Source organism: Sporosarcina sp. FSL K6-1508 (assembly GCF_038007465.1).
In the GTDB taxonomy this organism is placed as follows: Bacteria; Bacillota; Bacilli; order Bacillales_A; family Planococcaceae; genus Sporosarcina; species Sporosarcina psychrophila_B.
The window spans coordinates 1,672,983-1,687,175 of sequence record NZ_JBBOXF010000001.1; the positions used below are offsets into that span (position 1 = coordinate 1,672,983).

General features: G+C 42.9%; 12 protein-coding genes. 11 read left to right on the plus strand and 1 reads right to left on the minus strand.

The features are described from left to right. Positions 1-122: 122 nt before the first annotated feature. The 4 genes from MKZ11_RS08310 (at position 123) to MKZ11_RS08325 (ending at position 6,663) form a co-directional block, all read left to right on the plus strand. On the plus strand, positions 123-359 hold the full coding sequence (locus MKZ11_RS08310) for an IDEAL domain-containing protein (RefSeq protein ID WP_340793739.1): 237 nt from the start codon (positions 123-125) through the stop codon (positions 357-359). 156 nt (positions 360-515) lie between these two features. After that, positions 516-2,498: an excinuclease ABC subunit UvrB gene (gene uvrB / locus MKZ11_RS08315; protein WP_340793741.1), complete on the plus strand. Its 1,983-nt coding sequence runs from the start codon at positions 516-518 to the stop codon at positions 2,496-2,498. A 6-nt stretch (positions 2,499-2,504) separates the two neighbouring features. Then, positions 2,505-5,378 (plus strand): excinuclease ABC subunit UvrA, encoded by a 2,874-nt coding sequence (gene uvrA / locus MKZ11_RS08320; protein ID WP_340793743.1) that lies wholly within the window; start codon positions 2,505-2,507, stop codon positions 5,376-5,378. An 85-nt stretch (positions 5,379-5,463) separates the two neighbouring features. Next, positions 5,464-6,663 carry a DUF4097 family beta strand repeat-containing protein gene (locus MKZ11_RS08325; protein ID WP_340793745.1) on the plus strand — a complete coding sequence of 400 codons (1,200 nt, stop codon included), beginning with the start codon at positions 5,464-5,466 and terminating at the stop codon, positions 6,661-6,663. 160 nt (positions 6,664-6,823) lie between these two features. Here the strand turns inward: MKZ11_RS08325 and MKZ11_RS08330 are convergent, their stop codons facing one another. After that, on the minus strand, positions 6,824-7,381 hold the full coding sequence (locus tag MKZ11_RS08330) for an N-acetylmuramoyl-L-alanine amidase family protein (protein WP_340793748.1): 558 nt from the start codon (positions 7,379-7,381) through the stop codon (positions 6,824-6,826). Between the two features lie 138 nt (positions 7,382-7,519). Here MKZ11_RS08330 and hprK point away from each other — a divergent pair, with 138 nt between their 5' ends. The 7 genes from hprK (at position 7,520) to trxB (ending at position 14,129) form a co-directional block, all read left to right on the plus strand. Continuing rightward, positions 7,520-8,446 (plus strand): HPr(Ser) kinase/phosphatase, encoded by a 927-nt coding sequence (gene hprK / locus MKZ11_RS08335; RefSeq protein WP_340793750.1) that lies wholly within the window; start codon positions 7,520-7,522, stop codon positions 8,444-8,446. Positions 8,447-8,476: 30 nt separating this feature from the next. Further along, complete coding sequence (gene lgt, locus MKZ11_RS08340) at positions 8,477-9,286, plus strand: prolipoprotein diacylglyceryl transferase (protein WP_340793752.1); 810 nt, start codon at positions 8,477-8,479, stop codon at positions 9,284-9,286. A gap of 15 nt (positions 9,287-9,301) precedes the next feature. Next, the gene (locus MKZ11_RS08345; RefSeq protein WP_340793754.1) at positions 9,302-10,246 is read left to right on the plus strand and encodes a nucleoside recognition domain-containing protein; all 945 of its coding nucleotides are present in this window, start codon (positions 9,302-9,304) and stop codon (positions 10,244-10,246) included. Then, positions 10,239-10,892 carry a pyrophosphatase PpaX gene (gene ppaX, locus MKZ11_RS08350; RefSeq protein WP_340793756.1) on the plus strand — a complete coding sequence of 218 codons (654 nt, stop codon included), beginning with the start codon at positions 10,239-10,241 and terminating at the stop codon, positions 10,890-10,892. Before MKZ11_RS08345 ends, ppaX begins: the two co-directional genes overlap by 8 nt. After that, positions 10,889-11,413: an acyltransferase gene (locus MKZ11_RS08355; protein ID WP_340793758.1), complete on the plus strand. Its 525-nt coding sequence runs from the start codon at positions 10,889-10,891 to the stop codon at positions 11,411-11,413. The genes ppaX and MKZ11_RS08355 overlap by 4 nt, the downstream gene beginning before the upstream one ends. Positions 11,414-11,498: 85 nt before the next feature. Continuing rightward, complete coding sequence (locus tag MKZ11_RS08360) at positions 11,499-13,019, plus strand: tetratricopeptide repeat protein (protein WP_340793760.1); 1,521 nt, start codon at positions 11,499-11,501, stop codon at positions 13,017-13,019. 159 nt (positions 13,020-13,178) lie between these two features. Beyond that, the gene (trxB, locus tag MKZ11_RS08365; protein WP_340793762.1) at positions 13,179-14,129 is read left to right on the plus strand and encodes a thioredoxin-disulfide reductase; all 951 of its coding nucleotides are present in this window, start codon (positions 13,179-13,181) and stop codon (positions 14,127-14,129) included. Positions 14,130-14,193: the final 64 nt, after the last annotated feature.

Sequence of the window (14,193 nt, forward strand, 5' to 3'; positions counted from 1 at the left end):
GCAATATTTATGTCGGCTTATCGTTGAATATGCATAAATATAAAAATAGAATATTCGAAAAAACCTTGCAACTTATCCTTGAAATTAGATATACTAAATAAAAGGCATCAGGGGTGAGAGTGATGGAGAACAATTATTCATATGCCGAGTTTTTGAAAGCCGTAGGGAAAAACAGCTCCTCGCTTCAAGCGGAAAAACTGTTAAATGAAATTTATTTGGATCTTTTTTTGAAACATATACACAGAGAGCAGACAAAGAAACGACTGATCGATTTGATTGATTTGGCACTTGACTGTAAGGATGAAAGCGCATTCCTTATGTATTCCGAAAGACTTGCCAAACTTGAAGAGAATGATTGAAAAGCGAAAGAACGCTGCATGTTGAATAGACATGCGGTGTTTTTTTGCGTACTAAAAGAAGGAAAAAGATAGTGAAAAAACGTACGTTCGCTTTTTGCTCGTCAAAAGTTGGGTAAAGTGATAAGATAGATGCAACTCATATAGGAGGGACTTCCGATGGTCCAAAAATTTAATTTGCAAGCCCCTTATACACCACAAGGCGATCAGCCTTCCGCAATCGCGCAATTGTTAGAAGGACATAACCGCGGGGAGAAACACCAAACACTACTAGGTGCAACTGGGACCGGGAAAACTTTTACTGTCTCAAACGTATTGACGGAAATTAATAAACCAACACTTGTGATCGCTCACAATAAAACATTGGCAGGTCAATTATACAGTGAATTTAAAGAGTTCTTTCCTGACAATGCAGTTGAATACTTTGTCAGTTTTTATGACTATTATCAACCGGAAGCATATATTGCGCATACCGACACTTTCATCGAAAAAGATTCAAGTATTAACGACGAAATTGATAAGTTGCGCCACTCTGCCACGTCTTCCTTATTTGAAAGGAATGATGTGCTCATTGTTGCATCCGTCTCATGTATTTACGGTCTTGGTTCGCCGGAGGAGTATAGCGCGCACGTTGTATCCCTCCGTCCTGGGATGGAGATTGGACGCAATGAACTACTGCGCAGATTTGTGGATATTCAATATGAAAGAAATGATATTAGTTTCACTCGCGGCACCTTCCGTGTACGGGGCGATGTTGTCGAACTTCTGCCAGCGTCCCAAGATGAACAATGTCTTCGCATAGAGTTTTTCGGCGATGAAATCGAACGAATCCGTGAAGTGGATTCACTGACAGGTGAAATCCTTGGTGAACGTGAACATGTCGCCATATTCCCCGCATCTCACTTTGTTACGCGGGAAGAAAAAATGATAAAAGCTATAGAAAATATTGAAATTGAACTAGAAGAACGGTTGAAGGAATTTCGCGCTCAGGACAAGCTTTTGGAAGCGCAGCGTCTGGAACAGCGGACGCGCTATGATCTTGAAATGATGCGGGAAATGGGTTTTTGTTCCGGTATCGAAAACTATTCCCGCCACTTGACACTTCGTCCAGCCGGGGCCACGCCGTATACGCTTCTCGACTATTTTCCGGACGACTTCCTTGTCATTGTCGATGAAAGTCACGTTTCGCTACCCCAGATACGCGGTATGTATAACGGTGACCAAGCGCGGAAAAAAGTGCTTGTGGAACATGGTTTCCGTCTACCGTCAGCTCTTGATAATAGACCACTAACTTTTGAAGAATTTGAAGATCATGTGCATGAAGCAATTTATGTTTCAGCAACACCTGGTCCTTACGAAATTGAGCATACCCCTGAAATGATTCAACAGATTATTCGCCCGACGGGTCTGCTGGATCCGACGATTGAGGTCAAACCGATTGAAGGGCAGATTGATGATTTAATCGGTCAAATAAGAGAACGGATGAAAAACAATGAACGTGTACTTATTACAACGTTGACGAAAAAGATGTCTGAAGACTTGACCGACTACTTGAAAGAAATCGGGATAAAAGTACAATATCTACATTCTGAAATTAAGACACTTGAACGAATTGAAATCATTCGGGAATTACGGAAGGGCACATATGACGTTCTCGTCGGCATTAACTTGCTAAGGGAAGGAATTGACATTCCGGAAGTATCACTGGTTGTGATTTTGGATGCGGATAAGGAAGGGTTTCTACGTTCAGAAAGGGCACTCATCCAAACGATGGGCCGTGCAGCCCGTAACTCCAATGGCCATGTTATTTTGTATGCAGACCGTATGACAGATTCTATGACGAAAGCGATAGGGGAAACACAGCGTCGGCGTGAAATACAGAAAGAATATAATCTGAAACATGGCATTACACCAACAACCATTAAAAAAGAAATCCGCGATGTGATACGTGCAACGCTGGTTTCAGACGAAGCTATTTCTTATTTGGAAAAAGTGACAGAAGGCAAGAAGTTGACGAAAGACGAAAAAACTACCCTGCTAGCAACTCTGGAAAAAGAGATGAAAGAAGCAGCGAAGGCACTAGACTTCGAACGAGCTGCTGAATTGAGGGATACAATCCTGGAATTGAAGTCGGAAAGGTAGGACGTTATGAAAAATAAAGAAATAATCATACAAGGCGCTCGGGCGCATAACTTGAAAAATATTAACGTAAATATTCCACGTGACAAACTGGTCGTCATGACAGGTCTGTCGGGTTCCGGCAAATCTTCGCTCGCTTTCGATACAATCTATGCGGAAGGGCAGCGGAGGTATGTTGAATCACTTTCCTCGTATGCTCGGCAGTTTTTGGGCCAGATGGACAAGCCAGACGTCGATGTTATCGAAGGGCTGTCCCCCGCGATTTCAATTGACCAGAAAACAACAAGCCGCAATCCGCGTTCTACTGTTGGGACTGCGACGGAAATTTATGACTATCTCCGTCTTCTATATGCGCGTGTAGGTAAGCCGATTTGTCCAATTCACGGAATAGAAATTTCATCGCAGACAATTGAGCAAATGGTTGACCGTCTGATGAAATTACCGGATCGAACGCGTATTCAAGTGCTGGCACCAATTGTATCGGGACGAAAAGGAACACATGTGAAATTGATTGAAGACATTAAGAAACAAGGATATGTGCGAATTCGTGTAAACGGGGAAATCCTCGATTTGGACGATAATATCGAATTGAACAAAAATAAGAAGCATACAATAGAAGTCGTAATCGATCGAATTGTTATGAAAGCAGACATTGCGCCACGCCTGAGTGATTCACTTGAATCGGCTCTTCGTCTTGCGGAAGGAACAGTTTTAGTTGACGTTATGGATGGGGAAGAAATTCTGTTCAGCGAGCACCATGCTTGCCCATTATGCGGTTTTTCAATTGGTGAATTGGAACCGAGAATGTTTTCATTCAATAGTCCATTTGGTGCTTGCCAGGAATGTGATGGACTGGGGACAAAGCAAGAAGTAGACCCCGATTTAGTCATACCGAATCCTGAACTGTCACTGAAGGATCATGCGATTGCCCCGTGGGAGCCGACAAGCTCTCAATACTACCCTGAATTATTAAAAACAGTAGCCCAACATTTCAATATTTCCATGGACGTACCGGTAAGTGAACTGCCGGACGATGAACTCGATAAATTACTGAATGGCTCGAAAGACGAAAAAATCCGATTCCGTTATACAAACGAATTCGGTGGTACACGTGATAGCAACATTTATTTTGAAGGCGTTTTAGCAAATGTGGAAAGACGTTTTAAAGAAACGTCCTCAGATTATATCCGTGAGCAGATGGAAAAGTATATGTCGCAGCGGCCATGTCCAACATGCGCCGGCTATCGCTTGAAAGAAGAGTCGCTTGCTGTCAAAGTGAATGGCGTCCATATCGGGAAAGTGACGGAACTCTCTATTACTGAAGCGGATATGTTCTTTAAAAACCTTGTACTATCCGAAAAGGATACACAAATTGCGACGCTGATTTTACGTGAAATTGAAGAACGCCTTGGATTTCTTATAAACGTCGGTCTTGATTATTTATCGTTAGCGAGAGCGGCAGGAACACTTTCTGGTGGTGAAGCGCAACGAATTCGATTAGCGACACAAATTGGTTCAAGATTGACCGGTGTTCTTTACATTTTGGATGAACCGTCGATTGGCCTTCACCAACGGGATAACGACCGACTTATCGACACGTTGAAAAGTATGCGGGATATAGGCAATACACTGATCGTTGTTGAACATGATGAAGATACAATGATGGCAGCTGATTACTTGATTGATATAGGACCAGGTGCCGGTATGGCAGGTGGGGAAATCGTCTCCGCAGGTACTCCGGAACAAGTTATGAATGATCCTAAATCGCTGACAGGCCAATATTTAAGCGGCAAGAAGTTTATTCAGCTTCCATTGGAACGGCGCAAGCCGGATGGTCGGAAAATAGTAATTAAAGGCGCATCTGAAAATAACTTAAAAAACGTGAATGTTGATATTCCGCTTGGTCAATTTATAGCGGTAACAGGCGTCTCTGGTTCGGGGAAAAGCACACTGGTCAATCAAGTCCTTTACAAAGTGCTTGCGCAAAAATTGAATCGCTCAAAGCAAAAGCCAGGCCAATATAAATCGGTAACAGGTCTTGAAGAACTTGAAAAAGTCATTGAAATCGATCAGTCCCCAATCGGACGTACACCGAGATCAAATCCAGCGACCTATACGGGCATGTTCGATGACGTGCGGGATGTGTTTGCTTCCACAAACGAAGCAAAGGTCCGCGGTTACAAAAAGGGCCGCTTCAGCTTTAACGTCAAAGGCGGCCGTTGTGAAGCCTGTCGAGGCGACGGAATCATTAAAATCGAAATGCACTTCTTGCCGGATGTCTATGTTCCTTGTGAAGTATGTCATGGGAAACGCTACAACCGTGAAACATTGGAAGTCACTTATAAAGGGCAAAACATTGCCGATGTCCTCGCGATGACAGTTGATGACGCTCTTGTGTTTTTTGAAAACATACCCAAGATTAGCCGAAAGCTACAAACGATTGTCGATGTAGGACTGGGTTATATACATCTGGGGCAGCCGGCAACAACATTATCTGGCGGAGAAGCGCAACGGGTGAAACTCGCTTCTGAATTGCATAAACGCTCAAACGGAAAGTCATTTTATATTCTTGATGAACCGACAACAGGTTTGCATGTTCATGATATTGCCAAGCTTCTCATTGTGTTGCAACGATTAGTTGACACGGGAAATACCGTTCTTGTTATTGAACATAATCTAGATGTCATAAAAACCGTTGATCATATTATCGACCTAGGGCCTGAAGGCGGCGATAAAGGGGGACAAATTATCGCGACAGGTACGCCGGAAAAAGTGGCTGAATCGGAAGTTTCATATACTGGCTATTATTTAAAACCAATTCTTGAACGTGAGCGAAAACGAATGGAAATGATAATTGAAGATATTGAAAAAGTTTCTAAATGAAACTTTTTCTGAATCCAACCGTATATATAGGTAGTTATAAAATAACGGAGGAATCCGGATCACCACACTACTAGGAGGCGTAATGATGCAAAATGAACGGAAACGGATTTTAGCAATGCTTGAAAACGGTACAATCACGACCGAGGAAGCATTGACACTTCTAGAAACATTGGGGCAGACGGCTCACGAAGATAATGCAACCGGGACTAAACAGACTACGGAAGATGCACAAAAAACAGAAGAACAATATAGTGAACACAAACAAACTAAAGCGGATCCATTCGAGAAGACCGAGCCCCATGCTGAACACAAAGAGTCGGGCCATCCTTCTATGGACGAATTTCTAGAGGATTTGCGGAAGGATTTTACGAATGTTGGAGACCGGTTTATGCAATTCATGCAAACTGCTGTTCAGAAAGTGAAATCCTTCGACTTTGAATCGCCATTTGGCAATGCCGTTACGTTTACTCATTCAATAGCCAAACCGGCAACTGAAATCGAAGAGATAATTATCGATATCGACAATGGGAAATTGACAATCCATACGGGTGAAACGGAAGACATACGCGCAGACTTTACTGTGAAAATGTATAACAGTGAATCAGAAGAAAAAGCTAAAAGTGATTTCCTTGATAAGTTATTATTTGTAAATGACGAAGGGAAAATAAGGATTTCAAGTGATTTGAAAATGGTTCAAGTAAATGTTGAATTATTTATCCCGAAAAAAGATTACGCAAGAATATCCGCACGTTTGCTGAACGGCTCATTTAAAATGAGAGATGCAGCAGCTGAAACTGTACGTGTTAAGACTGCAAATGGGAAAATTGAAATTGCAGGATTGGCATTTAAAACCGGCGAATTCGAAACAGTGAATGGCTCAATTGGTCTAACTGGCATGACTGGTGCATCAATTGAAGCAGAAACGTTGAACGGCCGCGTATATATTGACGGTGCTGTAAAAGACGTGGAAGCACAATCACTAAACGGACATGTCGTTGTTACGACAACAGACCGGGCAGCAGAAAAAATCGATGCGAAAACGATGAGCGGGTCAGTTGAAATTTATATTCCGGCTGACATTGCCCTTTCTGGTGAAATTGCTTCCAATATGGGGCGATTGGACTTGCAACTTGATGACGTCGACCGAACTGTGGAACAGGAACAACTACTTCAGCGGACAATCCGTTTTAAAAAGAACATCGAGGGAAATGTATCTCCGCTCCACATTTCCGGCGAAGCAAAAACAGGTTCTGTTCTTGTTTGTTATAACGCGAAACATGAATGATAGATGATCAGATAATAAGAAAGGACTGCGCCCCACCGAGTAAAATCGCTGGGGGCGCAGTCCTTTTTAATGGGAATGAAATTGTCGATGGTATTAGCGTATTGTTAGAATATATGCGGAAGTAAATCTTACTTGCAACTTCTATAGCAATGAGAGCTAATCACCTTTTCCCTCGATACACCCATGCAGTTATCGCGAAAGCAATCGCTTTTGCGCATTGCACCCGATAGGCTTTGTTCATTAATAACGCCGCTTCTTCCCGGTGTGTCATAAATCCGCACTCAATGAGCACTGCTGGCATCCGTGTTTCACGTAAGACGGCAAAATCCGCCTTCTTTACACCGCGATCCGCTCGATTACATGCGGTTATAAGTGACTTTTGCATAAGAGAAGCGAGTGTCACAGATTCTTTACTGGCCGCCGGATAAACAAATGTCTCGATACCATTGGCATTGTTCCAGTCATTTCCAAAGGCATTTGCATGGATGGAAGCAAATGCATCTACTTTTAACCTGTTCGCGAGTTTCGTTCGTTCCGACAAAGTGATATCTTCCTGCTCCTTGTGTGAGAAAACCACTGTCATACCTTCCTCAACAAGATATCGTTTAACTAGAATTGCAACAGCGCTGTTGAAACTAAATTCTCGTAGCACGCCATCCGGTGATCTTTTTCCTGCTGTTTCTGGACCATGCCCTGCGTCAATCATTATCGTTGTCAAATCTTTCCCCTCCTTGCTTCTTATATAGAAAAAAGAAGAGAGAAGTGGACAGATTCGGCACTAAATCATTTCATTTGAAAATGGGCATGGTAAAATGGGGCATAGACATTTGGAATAGAGGGAAAAGGGGGCGTATTAATGGCATATGTAACAGTGAAAGATGTTCAGGAAAGGCTTTTTCTTGAGCTTAGTGCAGGAGCAAAAGGTATGGAGCGACAAATACATACTAGTGACATTTCGAGGCCGGGGCTTGAAATGGCAGGTTATTTCAATTACTACTTGGCGGATCGCGTTCAACTTCTTGGCAAAACGGAACTATCTTTTTTCGCAAACCTTAATAAAGAAGAACGGATAGATCGGATGAAGAGGCTTTGTTCAAAAAATACCCCAGCCATCATTGTGGCACACGATATGGACGTACCGGTTGAATTAAGAGAATCCGCTGAAAATAGGGGTATCCCGGTTTTAAGCACAGATATTCCAACAACACGATTTTCCGGTATGCTTACGAATTATCTGAGTGGCAGGCTTGCGCCTATGACAGCAGTCCATGGTGTGCTTGTAGATGTGTATGGGATTGGAATACTGATCACAGGAAAGAGCGGCGTAGGGAAAAGTGAGACAGCATTGGAACTTGTGAAAAGGGGCCATCGACTTGTTGCCGATGACCTTGTAGAAATTAGACAGGTTGCAAAAAATGTGTTGATCGGAAATGCGCCAAAGCTACTTGAACATATGCTCGAAATCCGTGGAGTCGGCATCGTAGATATGATGACACTGTTTGGGGCAAGCGCTGTGAAAAGTGATAAACGGATTCTGATTGTCGTCGATCTTGAGTTATGGGACCCAGATAAGATATATGATCGACTCGGTCTCGATGAAGAAAAGATGAAAATCGTGGATTCAGAATTGACGAAGCTGACTGTGCCCGTTCGTCCAGGACGTAACTTATCTGTCATTATCGAGGTCGCGGCAATGGATTATCGAATGAAAAAACTAGGTATCAATGCGGCAGAGGAATTTTCGAAAAAACTTAGTGCTCAAATCGAAGGAAATCCAAATTAAATGATTGATGGAGAAAGGAAAGGTTGAACCATGTTTGATTTACTGGCAATAAACCCTATCGCATTTTCGCTTGGATCACTTGAAGTCAGGTGGTACGGGATTATAATTGCGCTTGGAATTGTTCTTGCATTCTTTGTCGTTCAAAAGGAAATGGTGAAGCGTGGAATGCATCCGGACTTTTTGACGGATTTGCTCATTTGGGCTGTTCCAATCTCAATTATTAGTGCAAGAATCTATTATGTAATTTTCTCATGGGACTTTTATAAAGATCACCCAGGACAGATTATACAAATCTGGGAAGGCGGCATCGCGATTCATGGGGCATTGATTGGGGCCTTCATCACAACATATGTTTACACAAAACGCAGGGGGATTTCATTCTGGAAAACAGTTGATATTGCAGCAGCAGGGCTTTTAATCGGTCAGATTATCGGTCGCTGGGGCAATTTCATGAATCAGGAGGCACATGGCGGGCCTGTTTCTGAAAAGTTCCTTGAAACAACAATCATTCCGGATTGGATCATGAATCAGATGACGATTGAAGGCGTGACGTATCATCCGACATTCCTTTATGAATCGATGTGGAATATTGTAGGGCTGATCATAATTATTTTGTTGCGTAAGGTGAACTTGAAGCGCGGCGAAATGTTTCTTTTTTACCTTGTCTGGTATTCAGCAGGGCGCTTCTTCATCGAGGGGATGCGAACGGATAGCTTATATGTTATCGGTGAACTTCGAGCGGCTCAACTCATATCGGTCGTGACTATCATTGCGGCGATAGCGATATTCGTAGTGAGAAGGTTTGTACAGAAAAACGATGTGAACTATCAAGATAAATAAAAAGGGGCTTGGGGAATGGGGACGCTTCAGAATGGATTAAAGGCTGGGCTTCGGACGACATGGACGCTTGGGAAGATCATTTTTCCAATTACGGTACTTGTCGTCATATTGCAGCATACGCCTGTGTTGCCGTGGCTTATTAAACTTGTTGCACCGTTTATGGGGTTATTCGGTCTAAGCGGAGAAGCTGCGATTCCGTTAGTGCTTGGGAATGCACTCAATTTATATGCAGGAATAGCTGGCATTTTATCATTGGAATTGACTGTGAAGGAAGTATTCATAATTGCCGTCATGTTGTCATTTTCACATAATCTATTCATTGAAACAGGCGTTGCTTTGAAAGTCGGCGTGAAGTTATGGATTGTGCTTCTTGTGCGTTTTGGTCTTGCAGCTATGTCAGGGATTGTTATTAACCTGATGTGGAAAGGCGGAGGGGAGACAGCACATTACGGCATGGCGCCGAAAATTACGGATATACCGGATGGTTGGCTGGAAATCGGGTTGCTAGGTGTGCAGAAAGCGTCATTTGGCGTTCTGCAGCTAGCCTTAATCGTTATACCACTTATGATTATTGTACAGATTCTGAAAGACCGCAATTACTTGCAGAAGTTTTCAGAGAAACTGGCGCCCTTCACAAAAGTAATCGGTGTACAATCGAATACTTCGATGACACTTGTTGCCGGTCTGGTCATCGGACTCGCTTATGGGGCGGGCGTTATGATTCAGGCGGTGCAGGAAGACGGCGTGAGCAAAAAAGATGCGACTCTTGCATTCATATTCCTCGTTGCATGTCATGCAGTCATTGAAGACACACTAATCTTTATCCCGCTAGGCATTCCCATTCTGCCACTACTGATTATCCGTATCGTAACAGCATTCGTGCTGACAATTGTGGTCGCTTATATCTGGAAACGGTCTGAACAACAGAAAGAGAAGGGAGTTACGATTGCAGATGGTTAAACCAATTACTGCACTATTATTTGATTTTGACGGAACATTGCTCGATACGAACGAATTGATCATCCAAACTTTCCAATATGTACTCGGAACTCATTATCCGGGGAAGTATGAGCGAATCGATATACTTCCATTTCTTGGACCCACGCTACATGAATCATTCAGTTCGGTTGATCCTGAAAACACGGAGGAGCTTATTGAAGAATACAGAGCGTGGAATAAATCAATGCATGATGAACTTTCAAGCGAGTTTGACGGTGTGTCTGAAACGTTGAGGTTGCTGAAGACAGCGGGCATGAAAATGGCGATTGTCTCTACAAAGAGAAACGAAATGGTTATGAAAGGGCTAGGGCTGTTAGATGCAGAAGGGGTTTTTGATGAAATCATAGGAATGGACGATGTAACGAAAACCAAGCCGGATCCCGAGCCGATTTTACTAGCACTCGAACGATTAGGCGTCTCCGCGGATGAAGCTCTGATGATTGGGGACAATTACCATGATATAGTAGGCGGTCAAAATGCAGGTGTGCGTACAGCTGGAGTCGCTTGGTCCGCAAAAGGAGAAGCCTTTTTACAAACATTCAACCCGGATTACATGTTGCAACATATTTCGGATTTGCTGCAATTGGTCAAAGGAGAAACAGTTTGAGGCGTACTGAAAGGCATCCCGCAAAAGGGGGAGCGAATTCACTCTGGCACATCTACAAGACTGTCCCTTTTTTCAAAGTGGCAAAAAACTTTACGGTCATCCAAATTTCAAGGTACACACCTTTCATCCCGATGAAGAACTTTTTGTTCCGCACTTTTCTGAAAATGGAAATCGGACATAAGGCATCTTTCGCGCTCATGGTCATGCCGGATGTCATGTTCCCAGAACGAATAAAAGTCGGAGACAATTCAATCATTGGTTTTAATACGACGATACTTGCGCATGAATACTTAATAGATGAGTATCGTATAGGAGATGTCGTTATTGGTAAAGACGTATTAATCGGAGCAAATACGACGATTCTTCCAGGGGTCGAAATTGGGGATGGAGCGATCGTTTCCGCAGCGTCCCTTGTGAATTGTGATATTCCACCGGGCGTGTTTGCTGGTGGGAATCCGGTTAAGATCATCTTTACGCAAGAGCAGATGGTTGAGCGGCAACAAAAAAATGAAAACGAATAGCGCCGGCGTATCTTATGGTATAATAGGGAACAATACGGGAAGGAACGTACTTTGCGTTCCTTCTTATTTTTTCGGGGGAATATGATTGGATAATCTACGTAAGAAGCATGATAAAAAAGTCATTTCGTTCATTCCAGACGGTGAATTTTATTATAATAAAGCAATTCAGGCGATGCAACGCGACCGTTTTGAAGATGCACAAAGGTATTTGAAAAGGGCAACTGAACTAAGCCCTGAAGATCCTAAAATCCTTATGGAATATGGTGTGCTCGTCATGGAAGAGGGGCGTTTTGAGGATGCACATGAACTGCTCATGACTGCCAACGCACTAGCTCCTGCTGAAGAAGAAATTATTTTTTATTTGGCGGAAGTACATGCCCATTTAGGGATGTTAAGAGATGCGAAAATGTACGCTGAAAAGTATGTGCTGCTTGATCCGGATGGTCCATTCGCTGATGATTCGATGGAAATCATTGATTTCGCGGAGCAGGAAGAATCATTTAATGATGACGAAATGCCGGACGGTGAAGTGTATTTTCTTCAGGAAAAAGCGCGCCGACTAATGGAATCCGGGGATTTTAAGGCTGCTGTTGAATTGCTTGAAGCAATTATTGTTGACTATCCAGACTTTTGGGCTGCCTACAATAATTTGGCGCTTGCCTACTTTTATATTGGCGAAAACGGGCGTGCTAGTGAGTTGCTTCATGATGTCTTAGCGCGCAATAAAGGAAATATCCATGCACTTTGTAATCTTGCGGTCTTTTATTATTATGAAAAGAAAGAAGAAGAATTAGAATCCCTGCTTGCATTACTCGTGAAGATTAAACCCTATCAAATTGAAAATCGTTATAAACTTGGTGCAACATTTGCGCTCATCGGCAGGCATAAAGAAGCTTATAACTGGCTTAGAAGTCTTCAAAAAAGAGGGTTTGACGGGGATACCGGCTATTATTTCTGGCTGTCCCATTCCGCTTACTTTTCCGGACATGAAACAGTTGCTCGTGAAGCATATGCCAGGTTGGTTGAACTGGACCCGACGAAGATTGGGTATGAGCCATGGAAAGATGTCCAAGAGATGATTAAGTCCGACTCACTAGAGCAGGATCGAGAGTTTTTACTGAGCAAAATCACGAATACCTACAGAAGCGAGAGGATGTTCGGCTTTTACCTTCTGGGTAAGTCGGGTCATAAGCAGGAAATAATTTCTCATCCATCCTATATAGAAATCGAAAAATTAAGTGATTATGAGCGACTCTTTTTGGCGAGTGGCCTTGATTATGAGTTCATGCCCGAGACCAATTTTGATAAGTCTTTTATGCGTGCGCTTGAAACGACAGACTTGCTCTATGCCAAATATTGTCCGTTAGACAAACAAGCGTCACATCTTTTCCAAATGTGGTTCACGCTGTGCGAAACGGCACTAAGTCGTTCCTATCTATTTAGAAATCCGGCTGCACTTGCAGCAGCGGCAGATTATATGTTCCAGTCATCGCGCTATCCGGATGTGACAAAAAAAGCGATTGCCAAGGAATTCAATATTTCAGTCCCGACGCTGACAAAGTACGTCGGTGAATTAATTGAGTACTTGCCCCAATTCGATGCTTAATGTCTTACGCTTTCTTCTGAGATAAGAAAGTATAAGTTTTTTGACTTAGAATAGTGTCTGGAAGGCGCCTTACGCTTTTCTTTACAAGCAGGAAAGTTGAATGGCACATAGGAATCCTATACGATTTAGTGTGTAAATGTTGTGGAGGAGGAAGTTCACATGACAACTGAAAAAATCTATGATGTCATAATTATTGGTGCCGGCCCTGCGGGGATGACGGCTGCTGTCTATACATCTCGCGGTAATCTTTCAACGCTAATGCTTGAACGAGGAATTCCGGGTGGACAAATGGCGAATACGGAAGAGATTGAAAACTATCCTGGATTTGAACATATATTAGGTCCGGATCTTTCTACAAAAATGTTCGATCATGCCAAAAAGTTTGGTGCAGAATATGCGTATGGCGATGTAACTGACGTTATTGACGGCGAAATGTACAAGACGATTGTCGTCGGAGACAAAGAATATAAAGCACGTGCGATCATTATTACGACAGGTGCCGAATACAAGAAGATGGGTATTCCGGGAGAGGCTGAACTTACTGGCCGTGGCGTCAGCTATTGTGCAGTGTGTGACGGTGCATTCTTCCGTAAGAAAGAACTCGTTGTTGTAGGTGGCGGTGATTCTGCAGTAGAAGAAGGAGCCTATTTGACGCGATTTGCGGATAAGGTGACAATCGTTCATCGCCGTGATGAATTGCGTGCGCAAAAAATCCTTCAAGATCGTGCATTTGCAAACAGTAAAATTGAATTCATCTGGAATTCCTCTGTCAAAGAAGTAAACGCTGAAAACGGAAAAGTTGGTTCAGTTACACTTGTTTCAACTGTCGACGGTTCGGAAAGAGTGTTTGAAACGGATGGCATGTTTGTTTATATCGGAATGGATCCGTTAACAGCTCCGTTTGCTAAACTTGGAATTCTTGACGAAAACGGTTATATTGCAACAAATGAAATCATGGAAACATCCGTACCTGGTATTTATGCCGCAGGCGATGTACGTGAGAAGTTATTGCGTCAAGTTGTGACAGCTACAGGAGACGGCAGTATCGCTGCACAGGCCGTACAGAAATACGTTGAAGAGTTAATGGAGAAATTAGGCGCAGAGGCTTAATGGATTTTAACGCAACCTTAATCTGCCTGTAACAGGAATGCAATGTCAAAAGGGTATAGTAAAA

Coding starts and splice junctions, on each gene's coding strand:
- MKZ11_RS08310 (WP_340793739.1), top strand. CDS start 123: ATGGAGAACAATTATTCATATGCCGAGTTTTTGAAAGCCGTAGGGAAA.
- uvrB (WP_340793741.1), top strand. CDS start 516: ATGGTCCAAAAATTTAATTTGCAAGCCCCTTATACACCACAAGGCGAT.
- uvrA (WP_340793743.1), top strand. CDS start 2,505: ATGAAAAATAAAGAAATAATCATACAAGGCGCTCGGGCGCATAACTTG.
- MKZ11_RS08325 (WP_340793745.1), top strand. CDS start 5,464: ATGCAAAATGAACGGAAACGGATTTTAGCAATGCTTGAAAACGGTACA.
- hprK (WP_340793750.1), top strand. CDS start 7,520: ATGGCATATGTAACAGTGAAAGATGTTCAGGAAAGGCTTTTTCTTGAG.
- lgt (WP_340793752.1), top strand. CDS start 8,477: ATGTTTGATTTACTGGCAATAAACCCTATCGCATTTTCGCTTGGATCA.
- MKZ11_RS08345 (WP_340793754.1), top strand. CDS start 9,302: ATGGGGACGCTTCAGAATGGATTAAAGGCTGGGCTTCGGACGACATGG.
- ppaX (WP_340793756.1), top strand. CDS start 10,239: ATGGTTAAACCAATTACTGCACTATTATTTGATTTTGACGGAACATTG.
- trxB (WP_340793762.1), top strand. CDS start 13,179: ATGACAACTGAAAAAATCTATGATGTCATAATTATTGGTGCCGGCCCT.